23 protein-coding genes, 1 pseudogene and 1 riboswitch are annotated in these 25,814 nt (G+C 66.8%); of the genes and pseudogenes, 13 read left to right on the forward strand and 11 right to left on the reverse strand.

From position 1 onward, the window contains the following. Positions 1 to 284: 284 nt before the first annotated feature. Positions 285 to 1,575: pseudogene (locus LFT45_RS14220) on the forward strand (HNH endonuclease). A gap of 34 nt (positions 1,576 to 1,609) precedes the next feature. On the opposite strand, the gene LFT45_RS14225 reads toward LFT45_RS14220, so the two are convergent. The 3 genes from LFT45_RS14225 to LFT45_RS14235 all read right to left on the reverse strand — a co-directional run bounded on the left by LFT45_RS14225 (position 1,610) and on the right by LFT45_RS14235 (position 4,105). Then, positions 1,610 to 2,038 (reverse strand): HIT family protein, encoded by a 429-nt coding sequence (locus LFT45_RS14225; protein WP_236804011.1) that lies wholly within the window; start codon positions 2,036 to 2,038, stop codon positions 1,610 to 1,612. Next, complete coding sequence (locus tag LFT45_RS14230) at positions 2,035 to 3,189, reverse strand: NAD(P)-dependent alcohol dehydrogenase (RefSeq protein WP_236804013.1); 1,155 nt, start codon at positions 3,187 to 3,189, stop codon at positions 2,035 to 2,037. The genes LFT45_RS14225 and LFT45_RS14230 overlap by 4 nt, the downstream gene beginning before the upstream one ends. A gap of 73 nt (positions 3,190 to 3,262) precedes the next feature. Continuing rightward, positions 3,263 to 4,105 (reverse strand): sulfurtransferase, encoded by an 843-nt coding sequence (locus LFT45_RS14235; RefSeq protein WP_236804015.1) that lies wholly within the window; start codon positions 4,103 to 4,105, stop codon positions 3,263 to 3,265. Between the two features lie 60 nt (positions 4,106 to 4,165). On the opposite strand from LFT45_RS14235, the gene LFT45_RS14240 reads away from it, so the two are divergent. Next, the gene (locus LFT45_RS14240) at positions 4,166 to 5,245 is read left to right on the forward strand and encodes a PLP-dependent cysteine synthase family protein (RefSeq protein ID WP_236804017.1); all 1,080 of its coding nucleotides are present in this window, start codon (positions 4,166 to 4,168) and stop codon (positions 5,243 to 5,245) included. On the opposite strand, the gene LFT45_RS14245 is transcribed toward LFT45_RS14240, so the two are convergent. Further along, entirely contained in the window at positions 5,242 to 5,898 is a 657-nt protein-coding gene (locus tag LFT45_RS14245; RefSeq protein ID WP_236804019.1) for an MBL fold metallo-hydrolase, read from the reverse strand. The two genes, LFT45_RS14240 and LFT45_RS14245, sit on opposite strands and share 4 nt — an antisense overlap. A gap of 95 nt (positions 5,899 to 5,993) precedes the next feature. Between LFT45_RS14245 and LFT45_RS14250 the strand changes: the two genes are divergently transcribed. Beyond that, positions 5,994 to 6,458, forward strand: coding sequence for a Fur family transcriptional regulator (locus tag LFT45_RS14250; RefSeq protein WP_236804021.1), 465 nt, complete (start codon positions 5,994 to 5,996; stop codon positions 6,456 to 6,458). Between the two features lie 34 nt (positions 6,459 to 6,492). Here LFT45_RS14250 and LFT45_RS14255 read toward each other — a convergent pair whose 3' ends face one another. From LFT45_RS14255 to LFT45_RS14275, 5 genes are all read right to left on the reverse strand, one after another. Beyond that, a complete protein-coding gene (locus tag LFT45_RS14255) occupies positions 6,493 to 7,368 on the reverse strand; it encodes a metal ABC transporter permease (protein ID WP_236804022.1) in 876 nt (291 codons plus the stop codon). Then, positions 7,368 to 8,183, reverse strand: a complete 816-nt coding sequence (locus tag LFT45_RS14260) for a metal ABC transporter ATP-binding protein (RefSeq protein ID WP_180987318.1) — start codon at positions 8,181 to 8,183, stop codon at positions 7,368 to 7,370. The genes LFT45_RS14255 and LFT45_RS14260 overlap by 1 nt, the downstream gene beginning before the upstream one ends. Continuing rightward, positions 8,180 to 9,166 carry a metal ABC transporter solute-binding protein, Zn/Mn family gene (locus LFT45_RS14265; protein ID WP_236804025.1) on the reverse strand — a complete coding sequence of 329 codons (987 nt, stop codon included), beginning with the start codon at positions 9,164 to 9,166 and terminating at the stop codon, positions 8,180 to 8,182. The genes LFT45_RS14260 and LFT45_RS14265 overlap by 4 nt, the downstream gene beginning before the upstream one ends. 127 nt (positions 9,167 to 9,293) lie before the next feature. After that, positions 9,294 to 10,364, reverse strand: coding sequence for a hemolysin family protein (locus tag LFT45_RS14270; RefSeq protein ID WP_236804026.1), 1,071 nt, complete (start codon positions 10,362 to 10,364; stop codon positions 9,294 to 9,296). Then, positions 10,364 to 11,776, reverse strand: coding sequence for a hemolysin family protein (locus LFT45_RS14275; RefSeq protein ID WP_236809357.1), 1,413 nt, complete (start codon positions 11,774 to 11,776; stop codon positions 10,364 to 10,366). The genes LFT45_RS14270 and LFT45_RS14275 overlap by 1 nt, the downstream gene beginning before the upstream one ends. A gap of 455 nt (positions 11,777 to 12,231) precedes the next feature. Between LFT45_RS14275 and LFT45_RS14280 the strand changes: the two genes are divergently transcribed. The 5 genes from LFT45_RS14280 to LFT45_RS23530 all read left to right on the forward strand — a co-directional run bounded on the left by LFT45_RS14280 (position 12,232) and on the right by LFT45_RS23530 (position 18,521). Next, positions 12,232 to 16,059, forward strand: coding sequence for a multifunctional oxoglutarate decarboxylase/oxoglutarate dehydrogenase thiamine pyrophosphate-binding subunit/dihydrolipoyllysine-residue succinyltransferase subunit (locus tag LFT45_RS14280; RefSeq protein ID WP_236804028.1), 3,828 nt, complete (start codon positions 12,232 to 12,234; stop codon positions 16,057 to 16,059). Between the two features lie 142 nt (positions 16,060 to 16,201). Then, positions 16,202 to 16,801 (forward strand): GDSL-type esterase/lipase family protein, encoded by a 600-nt coding sequence (locus LFT45_RS14285; protein WP_102972034.1) that lies wholly within the window; start codon positions 16,202 to 16,204, stop codon positions 16,799 to 16,801. A 90-nt stretch (positions 16,802 to 16,891) separates the two neighbouring features. Then, a complete protein-coding gene (locus tag LFT45_RS14290; RefSeq protein WP_236804030.1) occupies positions 16,892 to 17,719 on the forward strand; it encodes a DUF4097 family beta strand repeat-containing protein in 828 nt (275 codons plus the stop codon). Further along, a complete protein-coding gene (locus LFT45_RS14295) occupies positions 17,719 to 18,324 on the forward strand; it encodes a PadR family transcriptional regulator (protein ID WP_236804032.1) in 606 nt (201 codons plus the stop codon). Before LFT45_RS14290 ends, LFT45_RS14295 begins: the two co-directional genes overlap by 1 nt. 122 nt (positions 18,325 to 18,446) lie before the next feature. Further along, positions 18,447 to 18,521 (forward strand): 50S ribosomal protein bL37, encoded by a 75-nt coding sequence (locus LFT45_RS23530; RefSeq protein WP_369299106.1) that lies wholly within the window; start codon positions 18,447 to 18,449, stop codon positions 18,519 to 18,521. 83 nt (positions 18,522 to 18,604) lie between these two features. Here the strand turns inward: LFT45_RS23530 and rsrA are convergent, their stop codons facing one another. Beyond that, positions 18,605 to 18,865 carry a mycothiol system anti-sigma-R factor gene (gene rsrA / locus LFT45_RS14300; RefSeq protein ID WP_102972031.1) on the reverse strand — a complete coding sequence of 87 codons (261 nt, stop codon included), beginning with the start codon at positions 18,863 to 18,865 and terminating at the stop codon, positions 18,605 to 18,607. Then, positions 18,862 to 19,590 carry a sigma-70 family RNA polymerase sigma factor gene (locus LFT45_RS14305; protein WP_236809358.1) on the reverse strand — a complete coding sequence of 243 codons (729 nt, stop codon included), beginning with the start codon at positions 19,588 to 19,590 and terminating at the stop codon, positions 18,862 to 18,864. Before LFT45_RS14305 ends, rsrA begins: the two co-directional genes overlap by 4 nt. 466 nt (positions 19,591 to 20,056) lie before the next feature. Here LFT45_RS14305 and LFT45_RS14310 point away from each other — a divergent pair, with 466 nt between their 5' ends. The 5 genes from LFT45_RS14310 (at position 20,057) to LFT45_RS14330 (ending at position 25,792) form a co-directional block, all read left to right on the forward strand. Beyond that, positions 20,057 to 20,626 carry a DoxX family protein gene (locus LFT45_RS14310; protein ID WP_111905857.1) on the forward strand — a complete coding sequence of 190 codons (570 nt, stop codon included), beginning with the start codon at positions 20,057 to 20,059 and terminating at the stop codon, positions 20,624 to 20,626. A 6-nt stretch (positions 20,627 to 20,632) separates the two neighbouring features. Next, on the forward strand, positions 20,633 to 22,069 hold the full coding sequence (gene aroA / locus LFT45_RS14315; RefSeq protein WP_236804034.1) for a 3-phosphoshikimate 1-carboxyvinyltransferase: 1,437 nt from the start codon (positions 20,633 to 20,635) through the stop codon (positions 22,067 to 22,069). Next, positions 22,053 to 23,168 carry a ribosome small subunit-dependent GTPase A gene (rsgA, locus tag LFT45_RS14320; RefSeq protein WP_236804036.1) on the forward strand — a complete coding sequence of 372 codons (1,116 nt, stop codon included), beginning with the start codon at positions 22,053 to 22,055 and terminating at the stop codon, positions 23,166 to 23,168. The genes aroA and rsgA overlap by 17 nt, the downstream gene beginning before the upstream one ends. Positions 23,169 to 23,234: 66 nt before the next feature. Next, on the forward strand, positions 23,235 to 24,047 hold the full coding sequence (gene hisN / locus LFT45_RS14325) for a histidinol-phosphatase (protein WP_102972027.1): 813 nt from the start codon (positions 23,235 to 23,237) through the stop codon (positions 24,045 to 24,047). 178 nt (positions 24,048 to 24,225) lie between these two features. Continuing rightward, positions 24,226 to 24,339, forward strand: a riboswitch (SAM riboswitch). 34 nt (positions 24,340 to 24,373) lie between these two features. Further along, a complete protein-coding gene (locus LFT45_RS14330) occupies positions 24,374 to 25,792 on the forward strand; it encodes an aminotransferase class V-fold PLP-dependent enzyme (RefSeq protein WP_236804039.1) in 1,419 nt (472 codons plus the stop codon). The last annotated feature ends 22 nt before the right edge of the window (positions 25,793 to 25,814 follow it).

Here is a 25,814-nt window from a genome sequence, read left to right on the forward strand (position 1 = left end):
CTGTTTGGATCCCGCCCGCATCCGGCCCCCTATCGGCCCTTTATTGTCGGTCCCCCTTGGCAGACTGTGTCCATGGAAGGGTTCGGGAATTCAGCACTGACAGCAGCGGCGCCGCGCGTCGACGAGCTGCATGCTGCCGCGGTTCCTGACGCCTTTATTGCAGACGCCGTTTCCTCCTGCCCCGTTTCCCTCCCGACGAGGACGTCTTTGACGACCGCTTTTTGGACGACGGCGTTTCTAGGCACAGCGTTCCCTCGAGCGCTGCTGCATCCTCGGGCCGGTTTATCCCGGCAGCTAACCTCACCGCCGACAATGCCGGGCTGATCGACCAAGTCCGAGCCTACGAGAACGTCAAGTGCTGGGCCGCCGGGCAACAGGCACGGCTTTCTGTGACCTTCGAGGCCCGGCTCTGCCAGGAATCCACCGACCGGCCGCCACTGGCCGCCGAGGACCTGGGCAAGGACCGCGGCAAAGACCAGGGCCTGGGCGCGGCCGAGCAGATCGCGCTGGCCCGGGGCGAATCCCCAAACCGCGGGCACCGACTGCTCGGCACCGCAAAAGCCCTGACACAGATGCCCCACGCCCTGGCCGCGCTGGACACCGGGCAGCTGAACGAAGAGCGGGTCATGCACGTCGCGAAAGAGACCGCCTGTCTGAGTCCGGCGGACCGGTCTGCCGTCGACGAGGAACTAGCCGCCGACACCGGCACCTTCGTCGGTGCCGGCACCCGGACCGTCATCGCCGCGGTCCGGACCGCCGCCATCCGCAGGGACCCCCGCTCCGTCGCCCAACGGGCAAGCCATGCCGCCTCGGAGCGCAGGGTCAGCCTGCGCTCCGAGGCGGCATGACGTATCTGACGGCGCTGCTGCCGGTCCACGAGGGCGTCACGGTCCTCGCGGCGCTGACCCGGCACGCCGACTCTCTCCACGCCGCCGGAGACCCGCGCTCCCGCGACCAGATCAAAGCCGACACCCTGGTCGAGTGGACCACCGGCACGCCCGGAGGCATCACCGGCATCCAGCTTAACGTCGTCATGACCGACCACACCCTCTTGCAGGGCGACAGCGAACCCGCCCGGATTCCCGGCTACGGCACCGTTCCCGGAGACTGGGCCCGGAACCTGGTGACCACCGAACAGCCCAAGGGAGTTGAGGAGCTCAAGACCTGGGTCCGGCGGCTCTACACCGCGCCCGGGACCGGCGACCTCGTCGCCATGGACTCGCGGGGGCGTCTCTTCCCGGCACCACTGCGCCGCTTCATCCAAATCCACGACGACACCTGCCGCACACCCTACTGCGACGCCCCAATCCGCCACCACGACCACATCATCCCCTGGCACGACGACGGCCCCACCTCCTTGAGTAACGGCGCCGGACTATGCGAAGCCTGCAACCACACCAAAGAACTCACCGCTGGAAAGCCCAACCTAGACCAGGGCCGCGGCACACGATCGAAATCACCACGTCCACCGGACACAGCTACCAGTCCACGGCACCGCCGCTGCCGGGATCAAGACTGACCCGAGCCGACTTGCGTGAAACGCACGAGTCCGGACATCCCGGCCCGGCCCCGTAACCCGCTGGGCCGGGCGGGCAGGCCATGCCGCAGCTTAGGCCTCCGGCACGAACTCCCCGTAGCCGGCGTCACGCAGGCCTGCGCGCAGCTTCTCGGCGTTCGCGTCCAGCCGCGCCGGATCGGGGTTGTGCTCGGCGGTGGCGAAGTTGTACTCGGCCATGCTGTTGGACGGCCACACGTGCACGTGCATGTGGTTGATCTCGTAACCGGCCACGATGAGTCCTGCCCGGGCTGCCCCGAACGTGTCCACCTGCACCGCGCCGATGCGCCGCGCCACCTCCATGACCCTGGCCAGGGTCTCCGGCGAGGCGTCCGTCCAGCGGTCCACTTCCTCGGTCGGCACAACCAGCGTGTGCCCGTCAGCAAGCGGACCCATGGTCAGGAACGCGGAGACCTCCGGTTCGCGCCAGACAAACCGGCCAGGGATCTCCCCGTTGAGAATCTTGGTGAACAGCGTGCTCATGCGTCAGCCCTTTCCGACGGTTCCTGCAGTGTGGATGCATCAAGGACAAAACGGTACTTCACATCTCCCGCGACCATCCGGTCATAGGCGTCGTTGAGTTGCTCGGCACCGACCAGTTCGATGTCCGCGACCACTCCGTGCTCGGCGCAGAAGTCGAGCATCTCCTGCGTCTCGGCGATGCCCCCGATCAGGGAACCGGCGTACGAGACCCGCCGCCGGATCAGCGCCCCGGGATTGACAGGCGGCATGGCTTCGGAGGGCAGACCGAGCTGGAACAGGGCCCCGTCCCGGCGCAGGGCCCGGAAGAACGGGTTGAGGTCGTGCGGTGCTGCCACCGTATCGATGATGACGTCGATGCTCCGGTTCTCAGCGGCCATCGCTTCCTCATCGCGGGAAAGCACTACGGCGTCAGCGCCGAGTTCCAGCGCCGCCGACACCTTGGATTCAGAGGTGGTGAAGACCTTGACCTCGGCTCCCATCGCTTTGGCCAGCTTGACGGCCATGTGGCCCAGACCGCCCAGGCCCACGACGCCGACCACATGGCCCGCCCGGACACCGAAGCGGCGCAGCGGCGAGAACGTGGTGATCCCTGCACAGAGCAGCGGGGCAGCCGCTGCAGGGTCCAGGCTTTCCGGCACCCGCAGGACGTACCGGCGGTCCACCACCATCGATGTGGAGTAACCGCCCTGGGTGATCGCGTCCCCGTTCCTGGCGTCTTTGGCTCCGTACGTCCCGGTCAGGCCGCGTTCGCAGTACTGCTCCAGCCCTTCGAGGCAGCTCCCGCATTCCCGGCAGGAGTCCACCATGCAGCCCACGCCCACGCGGTCTCCCGGCTGAAAGTCCAACACGCCAGAACCGACGCGGCTGACCCTGCCCACAATCTCGTGGCCGGGAACGAGCGGGTAGTTCTGGGAGCCCCACTCTCCACGGGTGGCGTGAACGTCCGAGTGGCACAGCCCGCAGAACTCGATCGCAATTTCGACGTCGTCGGCATTGGGCGCCCGCCGGGCAACGGTCAGCCCGACCAGGCCGCTGGTGGCGGATGACGCGCCGCGGGCGGCAGCAAGGCGTCCCTCAAGGGGTTCGGCGGCGGTATCTTCCAGCGGAATTCGCAGGTTCAGCGGCGGGGGCACGGGGCGTCCAGGAGTCATAGGGCGACGCTACCGCGGCTCCCCGGCGAGTTCCAATTACCGGTGCACTCCGTATCCGGGCGGGCCCCGATACTCACTTTCCCGGATCGGCGCCCGTCGCCACCTGGCGGGAGGCGTCGTTGGACCATTCTGAGAAGGAACCGGGGAATAGCACGGCACTGAATCCGGCGATTTCCAGGGCCGCTATCTCGTGCGAGGCCGTCACGCCGCTGCCGCAATAGACGGCGGTGGCCGTCTTTGCGTCGACCCCAAGGCCCGCGAAGCGCTGCCGCAGCGTCTCCGCCGGGAGGAAGCGGCCGTCGTCGTCGAGGTTCCCGGTGGTGGGTGCGCTGACTGCGCCGGGAATATGGCCGGCCCGGGGGTCCACCGGTTCGACTTCCCCGCGATACCGTTCCCCGGCGCGCGCATCCAGCAGCACGCCTCCCGCTGCCCAGTCTGCGGCTCCGTCGGCGTCGGTCACCGGCATGCTGCCGTCGGCGAGCGCTACGTCTCCGGTATCCGGCTGCACTGCCCCGCCCTCCACAGGCAAACCTGCCGTACGCCAGGCGGCAAGGCCGCCGTCGAGCAGGTAAACGGTGCGCACGCCGGCATTCCGGAGCATCCACCACGCACGGGCAGCGGAGGTGTTGCCGGCATCGTCGTAGGCGACCACGACGTCGCCGTCGCGAATTCCCCAGGACCGTGCCGCTTCCTGGAAGCGGGCCGGCGAAGGCAACGGGTGGCGCCCGCGGCCGGGATCCGCCGGGTCCGCCAGCTGGGTGGGCAGGTCCACATACACCGCGCCCGGAATGTGCCCCGTCAGGTAATGGCTGTAGCCCTCCGGCTCCCCGAGTGCCCAGCGGACATCGAGCACCACGGTGCGCTGGCCGGAGTCCATCCGGGCATTCAGCCCGGCCACGTCAATGAGGGTGTCCATCTGTCTCCTTGGGTTTGCACCAACTCTAGCCCCGGCTGTCCGCCCCGGTAGGCTGAATCCGTGAGCAGGCGATTCAGTGAACGGGCATGGGCCGATGAGGCTGTCCGCAAGATCAACGCGGAAAACAACCGGTCGGCCGACACCCACCTCTATTCGGTGCCGCTGCCCGAACACTGGGGCGTCCAGCTGTACCTCAAGGATGAATCCACGCACCGCTCCGGCAGCCTGAAGCACCGGCTGGCACGTTCCCTCTTCCTGTTCGGGCTGGTGAACGGGTGGATCCACGAGGGCACCACCATCGTGGAGGCGTCCAGCGGCAGCACCGCGGTCTCCGAAGCGTACTTCGCACAACTCCTGGGCCTGCCGTTCATCGCCGTGATGACGCGCACCACCAGCCCGGAAAAGATCGCCCTGATCGAACAGTTCGGCGGCGCCTGCCTCCTGGTGGACCATGCCTCAGAGGTGTACGCGGCAGCGGCCGAGGTAGCTGCCACGAGCGGCGGCCACTACATGGACCAGTTCACCTACGCCGAACGCGCCACCGACTGGCGGGGCAACAACAACATTGCCGAATCCATCTTTGAGCAGCTGGCGCTGGAGGAGCATCCGGTCCCCCGCTGGATTGTGGTGGGGGCCGGAACGGGCGGGACCAGCGCCACGATCGGCCGGTACCTCCGCTATCACCGCCACGCCACGTCCCTGGCGGTTGTCGATCCGGAAAACTCCGCCTTCTACCCCGGCTGGCGGAGCGGCGCTGCGGACTTCAGCACCGGAATGCCCTCCCGGATCGAGGGGATCGGCCGGCCCCGCATGGAGCCAAGCTTCGTCCCCTCCGTGATCGACCACATGATCCAGGTTCCCGACGCCGCGTCGGTGGCCGCCATGCGGCACCTGCACACACTGGCGGGGCTGCACGCGGGGCCGTCCACGGGCACCAACCTCTGGGGTGTCTGGCAGCTCGTGGCCCAGATGGTGGCGGACGGCGAACGGGGCAGCATCGTGTCACTGATGTGCGACGGCGGTGACCGGTACGCCGGCAGCCACTACAGCCCAGCGTGGCTGGCCGCGCAGGGACTGGATCCGCAGCCGCACGAGGACACGCTGAAGGTGTTCTTCGAGACGGCTATCTGGCAGCCCTAAAGCTCCACGGATTCCCGGCTGGAGAGGTGGGTGTATTCGGTTCCGTACCTGGCCCCGATCCGCTTGACGTGACCCTCCACCAGGCCGAGGCCGGTGTCATTTAGGAGCCCGTCGTGGATGGCGAAGGCCCGCTCCGCGCGGACGCCGATCACAAAGTCCACCACCTCGCTGACCTTGTTCCACGGGGCATGGACCGGGACAAGGAGAGTACGCACGCTGATGCCGTCCGGGATGATGAACGAGTCGCCCGGGTGGTACACGTTCTCGTCCACGAGGTAGCCGATGTTGGCGACCACCGGAATCTGGGGGTGGATCAGCGCGTGCTGCCCGCCGAAGCTGCGGATCGCGAAGCCTGCGGCGTTGAACGCGGTTCCCGGTTCCACGGCGTGCACCCGGCCACCGGCATCCGGCGCTTCCTTGCGCACGCTCTGCGCCACGCCCTCCGGTGCGAAGAGTTCAAGCCCGCCATTGTCCGCAAGCGCGGAGGTCACCGCGGGAACATCGATGTGGTCGGCGTGCTCGTGCGTGATGAGGACGGCGTGTGCGCCGTCCAGCGCCTCGGCGGTTTCGGAGAAGGTCCCCGGGTCCAGGACCAGCACATGGCCATCCTTTTCGAGCCGGACACAGGCGTGCGTGAATTTGGTCAGCTTCATGAAGCAAGCCTAGGGACGGCCCCGATCAGTGTCCACGCGGCTCCGGCTGGTAACGTTAAAGCCTGCCATTACCCGGAAGAAAAGCGAGTTCATTCATGCCACAACGCACCAGCGCTGACGGCAGACCACAGGCACCTTCGACGGCGGCCGGCGGGAAAGAGCAGCGCGTCACCAAGCAGCGGATCGCGGTCAGCGCCGCCCTGGACGAACTCAATGACTTCGTGAGCACCCAGGAGCTGTACCGGATCCTCCAGAACAAGGGTGTCTCGGTCTCCCTGGCCACCGCCTACCGGATCCTGCAGTCACTGGCCGACGAGGAACTCGTGGACGTGCTGCGCAACGGCGACGGCGAGGCCGTCTACCGCCGTTGCGCCGTGACGGTGCACCATCACCATCTCCTCTGCCGCAACTGCGGCAAGGCCGTTGAAGTGGAGGCCCCCGCCGTCGAGACCTGGGCCGCGCGGACCGCGCAGGAGCACGGCTTCACGGAAGTGGCCCACACGGTTGAGATCTACGGCCTCTGCCCCGACTGCTCCGCACGCAAGGCCTCCGCGCAGTAGGAACCGAGCGCACTAGTCAGCGCGCCTACAGAATTCAGGCGGTCCGCATGACCCGGCCGTTGAGGCCGCGCCTGGCGCGGACGGTGCCGATGACCCTGCACACCACGTAGATCAGGAACGACAGCGTGGTGACGTAGGGGCTGATAGGGATGCGGCCCCCAAGGGCGAGCAGGATTCCCCCCACTGTCGCAGAAACGGCGAACACCACGCTGAGCAGGACAACGAGGCGCGGCGAGGACGTCACCCGCAGGGCAGCGGCCGCCGGAGTAATCAGCAGGGCCAGAACCAGCAGGGCACCCACGATCTGGATCGACAGCGCCACGCTGACGCCCAGGAGCACCATGAAAACCAGGGCCAGGGACCGCACGGGAACACCGCGGGCCTCGGCCAGTTCGGGATCAACGCTGGCGAAGCTCAGCGGGCGCCAGATGACGCACAGCGCCGCCATCACGGCCACGGCGGTGCCCGCCAGCACCTGGAGCTGGACGGTGTCCACGGACACAATCTGCCCGGTGAGGAGGCCGAACTTATTGGCGGCCCTGCCCTCGTAGAGCGACAGGAAGAGAATGCCGAGCCCGAGGCCAAAGGGCATGATCACGCCGATGATGGAGTTCTTGTCCCGAGCCCGGACGCCCATGAGCCCGAGCAAGAGCGCGGCCGCCACGGACCCCACCAGGGAGCCGAACACCACGTCGGTGCCGATCAGGAGCGCGAAGGCCGCGCCGGCGAACGACAGTTCGGAGATTCCGTGGACGGCAAACGCCAGGTCGCGCTTCATCACGAAGGTCCCCACGAGGCCGCCGAGGAGCCCAAGCACCGCACCGGCCCACAGCGAGTTCTGCACCAGCACCAGCAATTCGCCGTAGTTCTCGAAGTTGAACACAGACTGCAGGATTGATTCCAGATCCATCAGGAGCCCTCCCCGGCAGCGGCGTGCGCGTCGTCATGATGGTGGGTGGTGGCGTCGGGCAGACCGACGACGACGATCCGGCCGTTGGCATGGATCACTTCCACGTTGCTGTCGTAAAGGTCGGAGAGGACCTCGGTGGTCATGACCTCGTGCGGCGTTCCCACGCTGAACCGGCCGCCTGCCAGGTACAGGATGCGGTCCACGTAATCGATGATCGGATTGATTTCGTGGGTCACGAACACCACGGCGCTCTTCCGGTCATGGCACTGCTTGTTGATGAGTGCGCTGACGGCCTGCTGGTGGTGGAGGTCCAGCGACAGGAGCGGCTCGTCGCAGAGCAGCACCTTCGGGTCGGTGGCAAGGGCCTGGGCCACGCGGAGACGCTGCTGCTCACCGCCGGACAGCTGCCCGACGGGGACCTTGGCATAGTCGCTGGCCCCAACCAGGTCCAGCAGTTCATCGATCCTGCGGTTGGCTTTGGCCGTACCCAGCCGGATTCCCCAGCGGTGCCCGTCGACGCCCAGGCCCACCAGGTCGCGGGCCCGCATGGGGGTGTCAGGCAGGAAGGGCTTCTGCTGCGGGATGTAGCCGATCAGCCGGCTGCCCCGCTCTACAGGATGGCCGCCGAGGCTCGCGTGACCGGAGTGCAGCTCCTGCAGCCCCAGTAGGACCTTGAGGAAGCTGGTCTTGCCACTGCCGTTTGGCCCCAGCACTGCGAAGAACTCCCCCGGATTGATGTCCAGGTTCAGGTCTTCCCAGAGCGCGCGCCGGCCGAACTTCAGGGACGCCTGTTTCAGGCTGATGACTGGGTTCAACGCTGGCTCTTCAGGGCTTTGCTGACGTTTTCCACGTTGTCCGCCATCCATTCCAGGTAGGTCTTGCCGTCCGGAAGTGTTTCAGTGAAGTCCACCACCGGCGTTCCCGCGGCACTGGCGGCGTTTTTGACGGCCTGGGTCTGCGGGCCTTCCGTCTGATCGTTATAGGCGAGGAAACTGGTGTCCCTTGCGGCCACCGCCGAGGTGGCAGCCTTCAGGACGGCCGGCGGAACGTCGGCGCCTTCCTCCACGGCGGCCGTGTACTCGGCAGGAGTGCGGTTCTCAAGTCCCGCCGCTTCCAGCAGGTAGAGGGGCACCGGTTCGGTGACGGCGACGCCGGCACCGCCGTGCGAGGTCTTCATTGCGGAAATCTTACTCTCAAGCTTTGCGAGACCGGACTTGAACTCGGCGGCGTTGGCAGTGAACTGGGAAGCTGACGCGGAGTCGAGCGCGCCGAGCCGGGCCGCCACGGCGTCGGCGAGATGTGTCATGGCATCAAGGCTGTACCAGACGTGCTCGTTGAAGTTGCCGTGGTCATGGGCGTGCCCGTCCTCCGCGTGGGCGGACTCTGAGTGGGCGGAGGCCGGGCCAGCCGATTCCGGGGCCAGCCCGGACACGTCTACGGCACTGATGATGTTCTCATGCGGCACATTGCTGTCATCCGCCAGGGTGTGGATGAAGTCGTCGTAGCCGCCCCCGTTTTCCACCACCAGCTTGGCCTTGGATACGGTCAGCCGGTCCTGGGCGTTGGCCTCGTAGGAGTGCGGGTCCTGGCTCGGACGCGAGATGATGGCCGAGACATTGACCTTGTCCTTGCCGATGGCCTCAACGATGTCCCCGTACACATTCGTGGACGTTACGACGGTAATGCGGCCGCCGGCGTCTGCACTTGGAGTAGAGGCCGCCGGCGAACCACAGCCGGTGAGGAGCAGGCCGAAGCCGGCCACGGCGGCGGTCAGGAAGATGCGGGCGTTGCTGGGCACGGAAATACCTCGGTTCTGGACAGGTCAGGTTGCGGGGAGGGGCAACCCCTCATCGAGTGTACCGCTAAATAGGAATGATTCCTATTTAGAAAACACCACGGCGGACTCGGCCGGAGCACCCTCGCGCCTATTCGCCGTCGGGACTGCCCAGCCGCCGGATGCCCTTGGCCTGGGTCGCATCCCGGATCTCCCCCACGAGCTGCTCGATCACGTCTTCCAGGAACAGCACTCCTTCGGTCTGGCCGCCCGGCCCGATGACGCGCGCCAGGTGCGAGCCGGAGCGCTGCATCACGGACATCGCCTTTTCTATCTCGTCGTCGCGCGAGAGGTTGGCCAGCGACCGGATGCGGCTCTCCGCGATGGGCAGCTCATAACCGGATTCCGGGATGGCAAGCACATCCTTGATGTGGAGGTAGCCGGCCAGCAGGCCGTCGTCATCCAGCATGGGGAAGCGGGAGAAGCCGGTGCGGCTGACAGCTTTTTCAAACTCCAGCGGGGAGGTCGATGACCTCAACATGACCAGCCGTTCCAGCGGGACCATGACACTGCCGGCGGCGTACTCCGAAAATTCGAGGGCCCCGGTGATCAAGCCGGCGTCGTCATCCACCAGGCCATGCCGCGTGGACTCCTGCACGATGGACTGAACCTCCTCCAGCGTGAACGTGGAATTGACCTCGTCCTTGGGCTCGATGCGCATCAGCTTCAGGATGTGGTTGGCGGACCAGTTGAGCGCCGCGATGACCGGGTTCACGATCCGTGCAATGAACATCAGCGGCGGAGCCAGGAGCAGCGCTGCCTTGTCGGCAACGGAGACGGAAATGTTCTTGGGGACCATCTCCCCGAACGTCACATGCAGGAACGTCACCAGCATCAGGGCCACAGCGAACGCCGAGACGTCGGCAATCTCCGTCGGCACCCCCAGCCCGGCAAGAGGCACAGCCAGCAGGTGGTGGATCGCCGGCTCCGCGACCAGCAGGATCAGCAGCGAGCACACGGTGATACCCAGTTGGGCGCATGCCAGCATCAGTGAGACGTTCTCCATGGCCCGCAGCGTGGTCTGCGCACGGAGGACGCCCTCGTCCGCCAGCGGCTCAATCTGGCTGCGGCGTGCGGACATGACCGCGAACTCCGCGGCCACAAAGAAGGCGTTGCCCAGGAGCAGCACCACCAGCCAGATCAGTCCTGCCCAGTCGCTCATCACCGGCCCCCGTTCCCGGACTTGCCGTTGCCGGGCTTGCCGCCGTTCCCGGATTTGCCGTTGGCGGGCTTGCCGCCGTTCCCGGATTTGCCGTGGTTGGCGGCGCTGTCCCTGGGCTCACGGTGGGGCCTGAAACAAATCCGGTCAATGCGCCGGCCGTCCATCCTCGTAACACTGAGCGTTCCGCCGCCCGCTTCCACGGTGTCCCCAACCTCGGGAATCCGTCCCAGCTCGCTCATGACATACCCGCCCACCGTCTCGTAGGCGGCCTCGTCGGGAACGGCGAGGCCCGGAATCTGTTCCGAGAGCTCGTCCGGCCGCATCAGGCCCGGAAAGTACCAGTCACCGGAGGCGCTTTGCAGCAGCCCCGGCCGGACCTTGTCGTGCTCGTCGGCCACTTCGCCCACGATTTCCTCGACCAGGTCCTCCAGCGTGGCGATCCCGGCAGTTCCGCCGTACTCGTCAAGCACCACGGCCAGCTGCAGGTTTCCTTCCCGCAGTTCGGCCAGCAGGGCGTCCAGGTGGATGGTTTCGGGCACCCTGAGGACGTCCGTCATGATGGCGCCGGCCTCGAGCTTCCGCCGCCGGTCCGGAGGAACTGCGATGGCCTTCTTGACGTGCACCAGCCCGCGGATATCGTCCGGAGACTCACCAATGACGGGGAAGCGCGAATACCCGCTGCGGCGGGCCGCGTCAATGATGTCCGAGACCGGCTGGTCGGCGTCGATGGTTTCAACGCGGATGCGCGGTGTCATCACGTCAGCGGCGCTGCGGCCGGAGAAGTTCAGCGTGCGGGCAATGAAGTTCGCGGTCCCCGGATCGAGCGTGCCCATGGCCGCAGACCTGCGCACCAGGGAGGCAAGCTCTGCCGGCGTGCGCGCCCCGGAGATCTCCTCCTTGGCCTCCAGCCCGAAGATGTTCAGGACCTTGTTCGAAAAACCGTTCAGGACCACGATGGCGGGCTTGAAAATGGCGGTGAAGACCAGCTGCGGCCGTGCCAGGGCACGGCCGATGCGGAACGACAGGGCTATGGCCATGTTTTTGGGAACGAGCTCGCCCAGGAGCATCGAGAGCCCCGTTGCTATCACCATCGCGACCACAAGGGAGACGGAACCGGCCACCGGCTCGGGGATCCCGACGGCGGCAATGGGCGCCTCGAGCAGCGCCCCGACGGAGGGCTCCATGACGTAACCCGTCAACAGCGTGGTCATGGTGATGCCGAGCTGGCAGCTGGACAGCTGCGTGGACAGGGATTTCAGGCACCTGAGCAGCGGCACTGCGGCGGCGTCGCCGTCGTCAACGGCACGCTGCACCGTGGGCTGGTCCAGCGCAATAAGGGAAAATTCGACGGCGACGAAGAAGCCTGTTCCGAGGATGAGCAGCAGTCCGGCCGCGACAAGGAGCCACTCCATCATGGGCCGGCCGGAAGTATTCGGCTGCAGTGGCCCGGGCCAGTGGGTTTGCCGGCACTGTGGTCGGGCTGTGCGGCGCTGACCGCGCTCCGCTGAAGGCCCCCAGGCCGGCACCTGGATTTACCGTCCATGGCACCTATATCTGCTGTCCATAAGGATTGCAGTCTACAGGAGCAACGCACGGCCACAGAGGACTGAAGGGGCTCATCCGGCCCGTCCGGAACGGCCGTCCGGGCACGGTGGAAAGGACACTGTTCGGGGCCTCGTTTGAACGCCATTTCGCCATAATTCGGGCGGTACATGATTTGGGTCACCCTTATTGGCAGTTAACCCTGAACGGTCATTAGACTGGCAAAGGTCTGGGTTCATAGGACACAGAAACTGGTTCGATCGTTGTGCCGTGGCACCTTAGGCGACCAGAGGGAAATCAAACTCATGGAAGAGGCGTATTTCAAGTGCCAGAGCAGCCTAGCCACCGTCTGCCAGAGGAATTTGGTGGAAACGAGTGGCTCGTTGACGAACTGTACGAGCGTTACCAGCAGGACAAGAACACGGTTGATGCCAAGTGGTGGCCGCTGTTCGAGTCATTCGACAGCGGCAGCGGTCCATCTTCCAACGGCGTGCCGGCAGTGACGTCACCGGCGGCCAATCCGGCTACCCGCGAACTGCCTGTTGTCACTCCCCCGGCGCCCACAAAGGCACCGGCATCCGCTACTCCCGCGGCCCAGGCGCCTGCGGCAGCTCCGGCATCGGCGCCGGCGGCAGCCCCCGCCCAGCCCGCACCTGCCAAGAAGGCTCCGGCAACGGTAGCCCGCGACGGCGCGAAGAAGACCGAGGCGGGCACCGGCGCCCAGCCTATCCCGGCCCAGCTGCCGAAGAACGTCAAGGCTCCCACTGCCCCCGAGGAAGACGTCGTATCCGTCCTCCGCGGACCGGCCAAGGCCATTGCAACGAACATGGTCACCAGCCTCGAGGTGCCCACGGCCACCAGCGTCAGGGCGGTCCCGGCCAAGCTCCTGATCGACAACCGTGTTGTCATCAACTCCAACCTGGCCCGTGCCCGCGGCGGCAAGGTGTCCTTCACCCACCTCATCGGCTACGCCGTTGTCCGGGCGCTGTCCCAGTTCCCGTCCATGAACGTGTACTACGACGAGGTCGACGGCAAGCCCGTCGCGGTCCAGCCGGCACACGTGAACTTCGGCATCGCCATTGACATGCCCAAGCCGGACGGCACCCGCCTTCTGATGGTTCCCAACATCAAGAAGGCCGAAACCATGAACTTTGCGGAGTTCTGGCACACCTATGAGGACCTCATCAAGCGTGCCCGCAACGGCAAGCTGACGGCCGACGACCACGCAGGCACCACCGTATCGCTGACCAACCCGGGCGGCATCGGCACCGTGCACTCCGTGCCCCGCCTCTCGAAGGGCCAGGCCGCAATCATCGGCGTCGGCGCCCTCGACTACCCGGCCGAATGGCAGGGCGCCAGCGAGAAGATCATTGCCCAGAACGCCATCAGCAAGATCCTCACGCTGACCTCCACGTATGACCACCGCGTCATCCAGGGTGCAGGCAGCGGCGAATTCCTCAAGCTCGTCCACTCCCTGCTCCTCGGCGCGCAGGACTTCTACGACGAAATCTTCGAAGCGCTGCGCATCCCGTATGAGCCTGTGCGCTGGAGCCCGGACCTGCAGGTGGACCCGGCCGACCAGATCAACAAGGTCGCCCGCATCCAGCAGCTGATCCACTCCTACCGCGTGCGCGGCCACCTCATGGCGGACACCGATCCCCTCGAGTATGTCCAGCGCAAGCACCCCGACCTCGACGTGCTCACCTACGGCCTCACGCTGTGGGACCTCGACCGCGAGTGGCCCACTGGCGGCTTCGGCGGCAAGCCGATGCTCAAGTTCCGCGACATCCTCGGCGTGCTCCGGGACGCCTACTGCCGCACCACCGGCATCGAGTACATGCACATCCAGGACCCGGCCGAACGCAAGTGGTTCCAGGACCAGCTGGAGCACCCGTACTCCAAGCCGAGCCGCGACGAGCAGCTGCGCATCGTCTCCAAGCTGAACGCCGCAGAGGCTTTCGAGACCTTCCTGCAGACCAAGTTCGTAGGCCAGAAGAGGTTCTCGCTGGAAGGCGGCGAGTCGCTGATTCCGCTGCTGGACGCAGTCATCTCCGATGCAGCCGACGACGGTCTGGACGAGGTTGCGATTGGCATGGCCCACCGCGGCCGCCTGAACGTACTGACCAACATCGCCGGCAAGACCTACGCCCAGGTGTTCCGCGAGTTCGAAGGCACCCAGGACCCACGCTCCGTGCAGGGTTCCGGCGACGTCAAGTACCACCTCGGCACCGAGGGCACGTTCACGTCGGACAACGGCAAGGAGACCAAGGTCTACCTCGCCGCCAACCCCTCGCACCTCGAGGCGGTGGACTCGGTCCTGGAGGGCATCGTCCGCGCCAAGCAGGACCGGCTGGACCAGGGACAGGCGTTCCCTGTGCTGCCCATCATGGTCCACGGCGACGCGGCCTTCGCCGGCCAGGGTGTTGTGGCGGAAACGCTCAACTTGTCCCAGCTGCGCGGCTACCGCACCGGTGGAACCATCCACATCGTGGTCAACAACCAGGTCGGCTTCACCACCGCACCGTCCTCCTCTCGTTCGTCCACGTACTCCACGGACGTCGCCAAGATGATCCAGGCTCCGGTCTTCCATGTGAACGGCGACGACCCCGAGGCAGTTGTCCGCATCGGCCAGCTCGCCTACGAGTTCCGCCAGCGCTTCCACAAGGACGTTGTCATCGACATGGTGTGCTACCGCCGCCGTGGACACAACGAGGGCGATGACCCCTCGATGACGCAGCCGCTGATGTACAACCTCATCGAAGCCAAGCGTTCCGTCCGGAAGCTTTACACCGAATCGCTGATCGGCCGCGGCGACATCACCGAGGAAGAAGCCGAGCAGCTGCTCCGCGACTACCAGGAACGCCTCGAGCGCGTCTTCGCCGAGACCCACGCCGCCCAGACGTCCCCGATTCCGATCATCACGGCCGATTCGGCTGCGGTTTCGGACATCGAGCGCCCCCAGGCCCAGCAGTCGGACATCGGAACGAACGCCCCGGCGTCCACGGCGATTTCCGCCGACACCCTCGCCCGCATCGGCAAGGCCCACGTGCGGATCCCCGAGGGCTTCACCGTCCACGCGAAGCTGAAGCAGCTGCTGGAGAAGCGTGAGCAGATGTCCCGTGAGGGTGGCATCGACTGGGGCTTCGGCGAGATTGCCGCCTTCGGGTCCCTGATCATGGAAGGCGTGCCCGTACGCCTTGCCGGCCAGGATTCACGCCGCGGCACGTTCGTCCAGCGCCACGCCGTGTTCCACGACCGCGCCAACGGCAACGAGTGGCTGCCCTTGGGCAGCCTGTCGGACAACCAGGCCAAGCTCTGGATTTACGACTCCCTGCTGTCCGAATACGCTGCCATGGGCTTCGAATACGGCTACTCGGTGGAGCGCCCCGACGCCCTGGTCCTGTGGGAGGCGCAGTTCGGTGACTTCGTCAACGGCGCGCAGACCATCATCGATGAGTTCATCTCCTCGGCCGAGCAGAAGTGGGGCCAGCGCTCTTCGCTCGTGCTGATGCTTCCCCACGGCTACGAAGGACAGGGCCCGGACCACTCCTCGGCCCGGATCGAACGCTTCCTGCAGATGTGCGCCGAGGAAAACATGATCGTCGCCAACCCGACGACGGCGGCATCGCACTTCCACCTGCTGCGCCGCCAGGCCTACAGCCGGCCGCGCAAGCCGCTCATCATCTTCACGCCGAAGCAGCTGCTGCGCCTCAAGGCCGCTGCCTCGTCCGTGGAGGATTTCACCACCGGCGGTTTCCGCCCGGTGATCGGTGACCATGAGCAGCTGCCGGCGGACGCCGTCGAACGCGTTCTCCTCGTCTCCGGACGTCTGTACTACGATCTTCTGTCCACCCGGCAGAAGACCGGCGACAAGACGACGGCGATCGTCCGCGTGGAGCAGCTCTACCCGCTGCCGCAGGCGGAGATCGAGGCCGAACTGGCCAAGTACCCGAACGCTGAAGTGGTCTGGGCACAGGACGAACCCGCCAACCAGGGTCCGTGGCCGTTCATGGGCCTGCACCTGCCCACCGCCCTGGACCGGAAGGTGCGCCTGGTTTCACGCCCGGCTTCGGCTTCCACCGCGGCCGGCTCCATGAAGCGCCACGCAGCGGAGCAGGACACGCTCCTGAAGCAGGCATTCGCCCGTAAGTAGCAGAACAGCTGCCCGGCCGGACGGTGACATACCGTTCCAGCCGGGCAGTTCTGTTTAATCGGCGTGAGTTAATGGACCTTTAGGCTGGCATGCAAACGGTCCGTATCCGGGACACGCCCTCCCAACAAGTGAAGAGGTAGTAGTGGAAGACAGGAAGCTGCGGATTGCGGCTGTTGGAGATGAACTGCTGGCCGGGCTCGGCGATCCCCGGGCGCTGGGATGGCTGGGCCGGGTGCTCGCCCGCACTCCGCAGGACGGCATGACGGTGGAGAGCTTTTCCCTTCCGTGCCCCCAGGAAGGAACCGAGGGCCTGGCCGCGCGCTGGCTCGAGGAGGCCGGCCGCCGGTTCGCCGACAACCACGAGAACCGCCTGGTCATCGGGCTCTCCGGCCGGGACATCGAGTTCGGGCTCTCCACTGCCCGGAGCCGGCTCAATCTCGCCAACATCCTGGATTCAGCCACCCAGAAGCGGCTCGAGGTCTTCGTCGTGGGGCCGCCTCCCACCCTGGATCCGGTGCAGAACCGCCGCCTCGGTGAGCTGAACACTGCCTTTGCGGACGTAACCACCCGGCGCAAGCACCTCTACGTCGACACGTTTTCACCGCTGCTGAACCACGAACAGTGGCGCCAGGACCTCGCCGCCAACGGCGGCACGCCCGGGCAGGCGGGCTACGGGCTGATGGCATGGCTCGTCCTCCACCGGGGCTGGTTCCAGTGGCTGGGGATGGACACCCCGGAGTAGGAAAACCCACTCGCGATATATCTTGATCTCCAGACGCTTGCGGACTAGCGTGTCTTTCACAGTCACGATATATCGCAAGTGGAGGCAATGATGGAAGAGAACTCCTGGACCGTCACCGGCCCGCAGACCATGGACGTCGACGGCGTCTCGCACCTTAAGGTGGGCATCGTCCGCGGCAGGCTCGACATCGTCACGCACGATGAGGCAGCCGTCCGGATCGAGGTATCGGACGTTCACGGGGATCCGCTGGCCGTGTCAGTGACCGGCGGCCGCCTTGAAATCCGCCACCAGCTGCATGGGCCGCAGGGCTGGTTCAAGAATCTGATGGATTCGGTCAACAACAGCAGCGACAATTCCGTGGTTATCAGCATCGCTGTCCCAGCCGGCGTCGAGGTCGAGGCAGGCACCGTCAGCGGGGACGGACTGGTCTCGGGCGTCCACGGCCGGACACGGCTGAGCACCGTGACCGGATCCCTGCTGGCAGACGGGACCACTGGTGAACTGCACGTCAACACCGTCAGCGGCGAAGTGATCGCCCGCAACCACAGCGGCGTCCTTACGGCCAAGAGCGTCTCAGGCGAGGTCACGGCGTCCGGCCAGTTCAGCAATATCCGGGCCAACACCGTCAGCGGCGACATGAGCTTTGACCTGCACGGCTTCACCCACGACTTCGGCGCGAACTCGGTGTCCGGGGACCTCACTGTCCGCGTCCCGAACGACGTCGGCGTGGACATCGTTGCCCAGTCGGCCACCGGTCCGGTGGTCATCGACGACCGGAAGTATGGCCACCCTGGCGGCAAGGTGCAGACCATCGCGGGCCCGGACGCCAAACTCATGCTGGTCCGGACCAACTCCGTGTCCGGGAAGACGTCCATTTTCCACGGCCAGGCACCGGCCACGCCGGAACCGGCGCTCTGATGCCTCCCGTCTTTGCCCACGGCGCGCTCCGGCTTTATCTGCTGGCGCTCCTCGAGGCGGGCCCCAAGCACGGATATGAACTCATCAAGGCGCTCAGCGACCGGTTTGGCGGCACCTACTCCCCCAGCGCCGGCACTATCTATCCGCGCCTGGGCAAGCTGGAGGAGGAAGGCCTGGTGTCAACGGAATCCCAGGGGCGCCGCACCAACTACCGCATCACCGCAGCAGGCCTGGCTGAGCTGAACAGCCGGCGCGGGGAGCTGGAGACCGTTGAAAACGACATTGCGGCATCCGTCCGCCGGCTCGCCGATGACCTTCGCGCCGACATCCGCAGCAACATGCGCGGGCTGCGCGCGGACCTCGCGGCCACGGCGGAAGCGGCACGCAGCGCGGCCAGGTCGGCGGATCCGGCCGGCCCGGGCCGCTACACCGCAGAAGGGCAGCGCATGCTCAAGGAAGCGGAGATGCTGCTGCAGGCGTTCCGGGACGACATGCGCGCGGAGCTGCGCCTGCACACCAGCGCCCGACCCTTGACACCGGTGGCCCTGGAAACCGTGCGGACCGTGCTGGATCAGGCCCGGGTCTCGATCCGGAACTCACTGTAGGCGCGGTCCGGGCACCGCGTCCCGGTTCCCTGCCCCCACACCGCCGTCGGTTCGCAGCCGGTCCGCTGATATGGGAGACTGGAGGGCAACTCTTTTGGGTAACGAAATTAAGGAGGCCAGCTATGAGCAAGCGTGCACGTAAGCGTCGTGACCGTAAGCGTGGCGGCGCTAACCACGGGAAGCGCCCCAACACCTAAGCCACGGCTTGAACCGAAGCTTAAACGCGATGCCCCCGCTACCAGCAAGGTAGCGGGGGCATCGCGCTTAAGTTATGCAACCGTCAGGCGTCCACCGGCCGTATCGTGTGAATCCGCTGCAGGATGGCGTTCTTCAGGTTTTCCGGAGCAGCCTCGGTACAGGAGCGCTTCACCACTTTCCGAATGACGCACTCCAGATCGTACTGCTGCGTGCATTCAGGGCACTCGTCCAGGTGCTGCTTGATCTCCGCAAGGTCGCTGCGGGTCAAAGCCCCGTCCAGGTACTCGTAGATGCGCTGCATCCTGGTGTCATCGCAATCGCCCAATCCCTGGCAGTCGCTCATTTCCCGTTCTCCTGTTTGTTGCTTTCCGTTGCCGCCGTGGCGTCTGCAGCAGCTTTGAATCCCCGGTCGGCGGCGTAGTCCGCCAGCTCGTCCCGCAGCATTTTCCGGCCCCGGTGGAGCCGGGACATCACAGTACCGATGGGGGTGTTCATGATGTCCGATATTTCCTTGTACGCGAAGCCCTCCACGTCGGCGAAGTACACGGCCAGCCGGAACTCCTCCGGGATGGCCTGCAGGGCCCGCTTGACATCCGAATCAGGCAGGTGGTCCAGGGCTTCGGCCTCCGCGGACCGCAGACCGCTGGAGGTGTGGGACTCGGCACGTGCAAGCTGCCAGTCCTCGATGGTGTCCGAATTCGACTGCAGGGGTTCCCGCTGCCGCTTCCGGTACAGATTGATGTAGGTGTTCGTCAGGATGCGGTACAGCCAGGCCTTCAGGTTGGTGCCCGGCTTGTACTGGTGGAACGCTGAGAACGCCTTGGTGTACGCCTCCTGCACGAGGTCCTCGGCATCGGCCGGGTTCCGCGCCATGCGCATGGCCGCCGAATAGAGCTGGTCCACGTACTGCATGGCGTCACGCTCAAACCGGGCCCGGCGCGCTTCGGCGCTCTCCGAGCCGACGTCGATATCCTCTGCCGCTTCAGCGGCGGGTGACGTGCCAGTCTTCGGGATGCCGTTGGCGGCGTCCTCCTGTATGCCCTGCAGGGCCGGATCCACGGTGCTCATTGCGCTCAAGTCTACTTTGATCGTGGCTGACCGCTTCTGACGGCGTGCCGTGCCGAAGAGTGCCGTGCCGGAGCGTGCCGCCCCGTAGTCCGGGCCGGCGAAGACGTCCGGGCCCGAGAGGGCATTTCCGCCCTCGAGCGCCTGGGCTTCCGGCACCATAAACGGACGCATCCTGGCGGGACTTCGCACCCCCACAGCTTCCTTCACCAAAGTCAATGCTCCATCTCCACTCCGCTTATTAAGACCGCTTGCTCAGGCCCGCGCTCGTGCGGCGGTCCGTGCTCTTGCCGGTTCCGGCCATTCCCCAGCCGCCGCTGAACACCGGAAACCGCACAGGACACCGCCTGCTGGCTGCTTCCGGCCTGAAGTACACAACGACGCACGGTGGGCAAATATTCCGCAAAGGTGCAAGACTAGAACCGACTCCGCCGCGGCCACCGCGGCTCGGCCATCCAGGAGGAAATTCATGTCCGTTGTCCGCTTTTTTGCCCGGCCGATGCTGGCCTCAAGTTTCATCCTCGCCGGAACGGACAAGCTCAGGAATGCGGACGACACCGCACAGCAACTGTCGCCCCTCCTGCGCCGCGCCTCCGAAGCCCTGCCGTTCCAGACGGACGAGAAGGTCCTGGCACGGGTCATCGGCGGAGCCCAGGTGGGTGCAGGTGTCCTCTTCGCGCTCGGCAAATCTGCGCGCCTGGCAGCCTCGGTGCTGGCCGTCATCTCGGCACTGAACGCCTTCGTTGAATGGCGCAGCGCAGACATCAGCAGCAAGGAGGGCCGGGAAGCCCGCCGCAACCAGCTGCTCAAGAACATCACCCTCACCGGCGGCGTGCTGCTGGCCTCCGTGGACACAGCCGGCAAGCCCGGCCTGGCCTGGCGCGCAGAGCACCTCGCCGCCGACGCACGCAAGACCGCGAGCCACCTTGCCGCGGACGCCCGCAAGACCACCGGCAAGAAGCTGCACAGCGCCGACAAGGCTGTCCGCAACGCCGACAAGGCAGTCCGCCGGGCTGTTGACCACGCGGTGGGGGCATAAGCAGGAATGACGGCTTCACCCATGGTCGCGTCCGCTGAAACCTCCGGCGCAGCTCCGCACTGGCCCGCGCCGTTTGCGGAGCAGCCGGTTGACGCCACCGTCCGCGTGCCGGGCTCAAAGTCGCTGACCAACAGGTACCTGGTGCTCGCCGCGCTGGCCGACGGGCCGTCCCGGCTCCGGGCGCCGCTGCACTCCCGCGACTCAGCGCTGATGATCGAAGCCCTGCGCCAGCTGGGCGCGGACATCCGGGAAGTGCCGGGCGACGGCGCCTTCGGCCCGGACCTGGAGGTGACGCCGATTCCGGCCAACTCCGGCGGTGCCGACGTCGCCATCGACTGCGGCCTGGCCGGAACCGTCATGAGGTTTGTTCCGCCGCTGGCGGCGCTCCGCCGCGGTTCCACCGTTTTCGACGGCGACCCCCACGCCCGGGCCCGGCCGATGGGGACCATCATCGAGGCGCTTGCAGGCCTGGGCGTGGCCGTCAGCGGCGACGACGGCGGCATGCCCGCTTCGCTGCCGTTCCGCGTCGAAGGCACGGGGGAGGTCCGCGGCGGTCACCTCGTCATTGACGCCAGCGCGTCCTCGCAGTTCGTCTCCGCCCTGCTGCTGGTGGGGGCACGCTTCGCGGACGGCCTGCACCTTCAACACGCCGGCAGCACCGTACCCAGCCTGGACCATATCAACATGACCATTGCCGTGCTGCGCGGCGCGGGCGTGGTGGTGGATGACTCCACGCCGAACCACTGGATAGTCAGCCCCGGCCCCGTCCGTGCGTTCGACCAGCGCATCGAGCAGGACCTGTCCAACGCCGGCCCGTTCCTGGCCGCTGCCCTGGCGACGGGCGGCACTGTACGGATTCCGGACTGGCCGGAGCACACCACACAGGTGGGCGACATGTGGCGCAGCATCCTCACCGACATGGGGGCAACGGTGACCCTGCAGGCCGGCACCCTGACGGTCACCGGCGGCAGCGAAATCAAGGGGGCCGACTTCGCCGAAACCAGCGAGCTCGCACCCACCGTCGCCGCACTGTGTGCACTGGCCTCCGGACCCTCCCGGCTGAGCGGCATCGCCCACCTCCGCGGACACGAGACGGACCGGCTCGCCGCGCTCGTCACCGAGATCAACCGCCTCGGCGGCGACGCCGAGGAAACAGAGGACGGACTCATCATCCGGCCCGCGGAGCTCCGCGCCGGCGTCGTGCACAGCTACGCCGACCACCGGATGGCCACCGCGGGGGCCATCCTCGGGCTGGCGGTCAGGGGTGTGGAAGTGCAGGACATCGCCACAACGTCCAAAACCATGCCGGACTTCCCCAAGCTCTGGGCGGAGATGCTCGGACAGCGTGGTGGCGCAGGCGGCAACAGCGCAGGCGCAGACACGGCAGGCGCAGCGACGGCAGGCGCCAACACCGCAGGGACCCCCGGTGGCACGCAGCACTGATTCCTGGGACGAATCCGACGTCCGGATCCGGCCGAACAAAAAAGGTTCCCGGCCCCGAACGAAGGACCGCCCCAGCCACGAGGACGCCGTGACCGGACGGATCATCACCGTTGACCGGGGGCGGTACACAGCTGTCGTCGGCGAGGACTCGGGCAACGAGCGGACGGTCATCGCCGCCCGCGCCCGGGAACTCCGCCGCTCCCCCGTGGTGGCCGGAGACTTCGTGTCCCTCGTTGGCGATGTGTCCGGCGAGCCGGACACGCTTGCCCGGCTCGTGAAAATCCAGGACCGCAAAACCCTGCTGCGCCGCAGCGCCGATGACACCGATCCCGTGGAGCGGGCTGTTGTGGCCAACGCGGACCAGCTGGTGGTGGTAGTCGCTGCTGCCAACCCGGAACCCCGCACCGGGTTCATTGACCGCGCCCTGGTGGCAGCCTACGACGCCGGGATCGAACCGCTGCTGCTGGTCACCAAGGCGGACGTCAAGGACCCCACCGGGCTGCTGGACAACTATCGCCACCTCGACTTTCCGGTCATTATCAGCCGCACCGCCGATTCCGAGGCCGGCGGCATCGACGCCCGGTCCGACGACGGCCTCTCCGCCCGGCTCGACGTTGTCGCCGTGTCCGAGCTCCGCGCCCACCTGGACGGCAAGGTGACCGTGATGCTGGGCCATTCCGGCGTCGGAAAATCCACCATGGTCAACGCCCTGACAGGCGCCGAACGTGCCACCGGCGGCGTCAACGCCGTGACGGGCCGCGGACGGCACACGTCGTCGTCGGCCCTTGCCCTCAAGCTCGCTGACGCCCCGGCGGGGAGCTGGATCATCGACACGCCGGGCATCCGCTCCTTCGGGCTGGCCCACGTCGACCCGGACCGCATCCTGCACTCCTTCCCCGACCTTGAGCCGGGCACCGAGGCCTGCGAACGCGGCTGCAAGCATGACGCCACCGCCGTCAACTGCGGCGTCGATGCATGGGTAGCGGCCGGGCATGCCGGCCCAACCGGAGCAGCCAGGCTCGCGTCCCTGCGCCGCCTGCTGGGCACCGACCCGCGCATGGAGGCTCAGGAAACCAAGGAACTCGGCAGCGTCGGCTAGCCTCCCGCGGCGCAGCCCGGCGGCTGCCTCCCCGCCCCGCCGGGCCTTTGAGGGTAGTTTGGAACCATGACCCAACCCGCTTCAACGTACAACGATGACCTGCGTCTGGCCCATGTGCTGGCCGATTCCGTGGACGACCAGACCATGAGCCGGTTCAAAGCGCTGGACCTCAAGATCGAGACGAAGCCAGATCTGACGCCGGTCACCGATGCGGACAAGGCCGCCGAGGAGTCCATCCGCGGCCAGCTGTCCCGTTCCCGTCCCCGTGACGCCGTCCTCGGTGAGGAGTTCGGAAGTTCCGGCCACGGTTCCCGCCGCTGGATCATCGACCCCATCGACGGCACCAAGAACTTTGTCCGCGGCGTGCCGGTGTGGGCCACGCTGATCGCCCTCGTCGATGAAGGCGAACCGGTCGTCGGCGTGGTCAGCGCCCCTGCGCTGGGCAAGCGCTGGTGGGCGGCCAAGGGCGCCGGCGCCTACTCCGGCCGTTCCCTCGCGGCCGCCACGAGGCTCAAGGTATCCAATGTGTCCAGCCTTGCCGACGCGTCACTGTCCTACTCCAGCCTCGGCGGCTGGAAAGACCGCGGAAACCTCGATGAGTTCCTCCAGCTCACTGAGGAAGTTTGGCGCACCCGGGCCTTTGGCGATTTCTGGTCCTACTGCATGGTGGCCGAAGGGGCCGTGGACATCGCCTGCGAACCTGAGCTGAACCTGTACGACATGGCGGCGCTGGTGCCGATTGTGACCGAGGCAGGCGGCCGTTTCACGTCCCTCGAAGGCACGGACGGCCCGTTCGGCGGCAATGCGCTGGCGACCAACTCGATCCTGCACTCGGAAGTCCTGAAGCGCCTGAACCCGCAGCTGGACGATTTGCTCTAGTTTTGTCCTGCCGCCCTGCGCCTCTTGTGCTGAATATTACGACGGCGGCCGCCCCCTTCCGTGGGCGGCCGCCGTCGTTTATTCGGCCACAGGCCCGATATCCGGGCTACGTAATAATCCGCTTAACATTCCGGACCGGCTTTTTCATCGCCCGTCCGGATGTCCTAGTCTCGTAACAGGTCACGAGTGCCAGCGCTAAACCCCGGTTTGCTGGCCGGCAACCCTCCATTCGCGGTGGGGTGCCCCGGGTGACGACCAGGCCGATCCGGAACGGACCCGGCAAGCGCGGATCCCCGTCACACGGGGTCCTTTCTCAGTGAGGTCCCATGACGACTGCAACCATTTCTTCCACCGTATCTTCCGCCGCGGACGCGGCCCTGCTGGACGGCCGGTTCGCCGCCGCAGGCCGCCCCCTGGCAGCCGTCACCGGCGCAGAAATCCAGGCTCCGCTGATCCAGGGCGGACATGTCCGCTACGCCAACCTCGACTACGGCGCTTCCGCCCCTGCGCTGTCGGTGGTTTCTGCATACCTCAACGAGATCCTGCCGTATTACGCGAGCGTCCACCGCGGTGCAGGCTACGCCTCGCAGATCAGCACGTCCGTGTACGAGAACGCGCGGGACATCGTGCGGGAGTTTGTGGGCGGCCGCGCCGATGATGCCGTCATCTTCACCCGGAACACCACCGACTCCCTCAACCTGCTGGCCGGCTGCCTTCCCGTGCAGGACCACCACCACACCGGCGAGGTGCTGTACCTGGACATCGAGCACCACGCCAACCTGCTGCCATGGCAGGGCGTGCCGCACCGCAGCGTCGTGGCCTCGGAGACGCTGGAAGCCACCATCGGCAGCCTGCGCGCCGAACTGGAGCACGGCGATGTCAGCCTCCTCGCCGTGACCGGCGCCTCCAACGTCACCGGCGAAATCCTTCCCATCCGACGCCTCGCTGGCCTTGCCCATGAATACGGCGCCCGGATCGTGGTGGACGCCGCGCAGCTCGCGCCGCACCGCCGCGTCAACATCGCCGCGGACGACGTCGACTACCTCGCCTTCTCCGGCCACAAGCTCTACGCCCCCTTCGGGGCCGGCGTCCTGATCGGCCGCCCCGACTGGCTCGACGCCGGCACTCCCCACCTCGCCGGCGGCGGCGCCGTGAGCGAGGCCAGGCTCGACGGCGTCAGCTGGGCCACCGGCCCCGCCCGCCACGAGGGCGGCTCACCCAACGTGCTCGGCGCAGCCACCCTGGCCCGGGCAACCCAGGTCATCGCTGCCCTGGATCCGCAGGGGTGGCACGCCCATGAGGCGGCCATCCGGTCCTTCCTCATCGAGGGGCTGGGCAAGATCGACGGTGTCACCGTCCACCAGATCTTCGCCGACAGCGACCCGGACGACGCCATCGGTGTGGTCAACTTCTCCGTGGAGGGCTACGACGCCGGCCTGGTGGCCGCCTACCTGTCGGCCGAACACGGCGTGGGCCTGCGCGATGGCCGCTTCTGCGCGCACCCGCTGCTGAAGCGCCTCGGCCTGCCGTCCGGATCCCTGCGCGCCAGCTTCGGCGTGGGCTCACGGCTCGAGGACGCCCAGCGACTGCTCGCCGGCATCGAGGAACTCCGCCGCTCCGGCCTCGGCTGGGACTACGTGGTGGACGCCGGACGCTGGGTCCCGGCGAACGACACCCGCACCTACCCGGAGTGGGCACCCAACACCCCCGGCACCGCGGGCGCCGCACCCTGCGCGCAGGACTAGCCCCCGCCCCGGACATAGGCGC

Source organism: Arthrobacter sp. FW305-BF8 (genome assembly GCF_021789315.1).
GTDB lineage: Bacteria > Actinomycetota > Actinomycetes > Actinomycetales > Micrococcaceae > Arthrobacter.

What these genes read in the sequence shown, in the direction of transcription:
- LFT45_RS14245 (WP_236804019.1), bottom strand. Translation starts at nt 5,898, where the DNA reads ATGAAGCTGACCAAATTCACGCACGCCTGTGTCCGGCTCGAAAAGGAT.
- rsrA (WP_102972031.1), bottom strand. Translation starts at nt 18,865, where the DNA reads ATGAGCGACTGCCAGGGATTGGGCGATTGCGATGACACCAGGATGCAG.
- LFT45_RS14250 (WP_236804021.1), top strand. Translation starts at nt 5,994, where the DNA reads ATGCCACAACGCACCAGCGCTGACGGCAGACCACAGGCACCTTCGACG.
- LFT45_RS14225 (WP_236804011.1), bottom strand. Translation starts at nt 2,038, where the DNA reads ATGAGCACGCTGTTCACCAAGATTCTCAACGGGGAGATCCCTGGCCGG.
- LFT45_RS14295 (WP_236804032.1), top strand. Translation starts at nt 17,719, where the DNA reads ATGCCTCCCGTCTTTGCCCACGGCGCGCTCCGGCTTTATCTGCTGGCG.
- LFT45_RS14255 (WP_236804022.1), bottom strand. Translation starts at nt 7,368, where the DNA reads ATGGATCTGGAATCAATCCTGCAGTCTGTGTTCAACTTCGAGAACTAC.
- aroA (WP_236804034.1), top strand. Translation starts at nt 20,633, where the DNA reads ATGACGGCTTCACCCATGGTCGCGTCCGCTGAAACCTCCGGCGCAGCT.
- LFT45_RS14230 (WP_236804013.1), bottom strand. Translation starts at nt 3,189, where the DNA reads ATGACTCCTGGACGCCCCGTGCCCCCGCCGCTGAACCTGCGAATTCCG.
- LFT45_RS14290 (WP_236804030.1), top strand. Translation starts at nt 16,892, where the DNA reads ATGGAAGAGAACTCCTGGACCGTCACCGGCCCGCAGACCATGGACGTC.
- LFT45_RS14275 (WP_236809357.1), bottom strand. Translation starts at nt 11,776, where the DNA reads ATGGAGTGGCTCCTTGTCGCGGCCGGACTGCTGCTCATCCTCGGAACA.
- LFT45_RS14305 (WP_236809358.1), bottom strand. Translation starts at nt 19,590, where the DNA reads ATGAGCACCGTGGATCCGGCCCTGCAGGGCATACAGGAGGACGCCGCC.
- LFT45_RS14270 (WP_236804026.1), bottom strand. Translation starts at nt 10,364, where the DNA reads ATGAGCGACTGGGCAGGACTGATCTGGCTGGTGGTGCTGCTCCTGGGC.
- LFT45_RS14330 (WP_236804039.1), top strand. Translation starts at nt 24,374, where the DNA reads ATGACGACTGCAACCATTTCTTCCACCGTATCTTCCGCCGCGGACGCG.
- LFT45_RS14310 (WP_111905857.1), top strand. Translation starts at nt 20,057, where the DNA reads ATGTCCGTTGTCCGCTTTTTTGCCCGGCCGATGCTGGCCTCAAGTTTC.
- hisN (WP_102972027.1), top strand. Translation starts at nt 23,235, where the DNA reads ATGACCCAACCCGCTTCAACGTACAACGATGACCTGCGTCTGGCCCAT.
- LFT45_RS14235 (WP_236804015.1), bottom strand. Translation starts at nt 4,105, where the DNA reads ATGGACACCCTCATTGACGTGGCCGGGCTGAATGCCCGGATGGACTCC.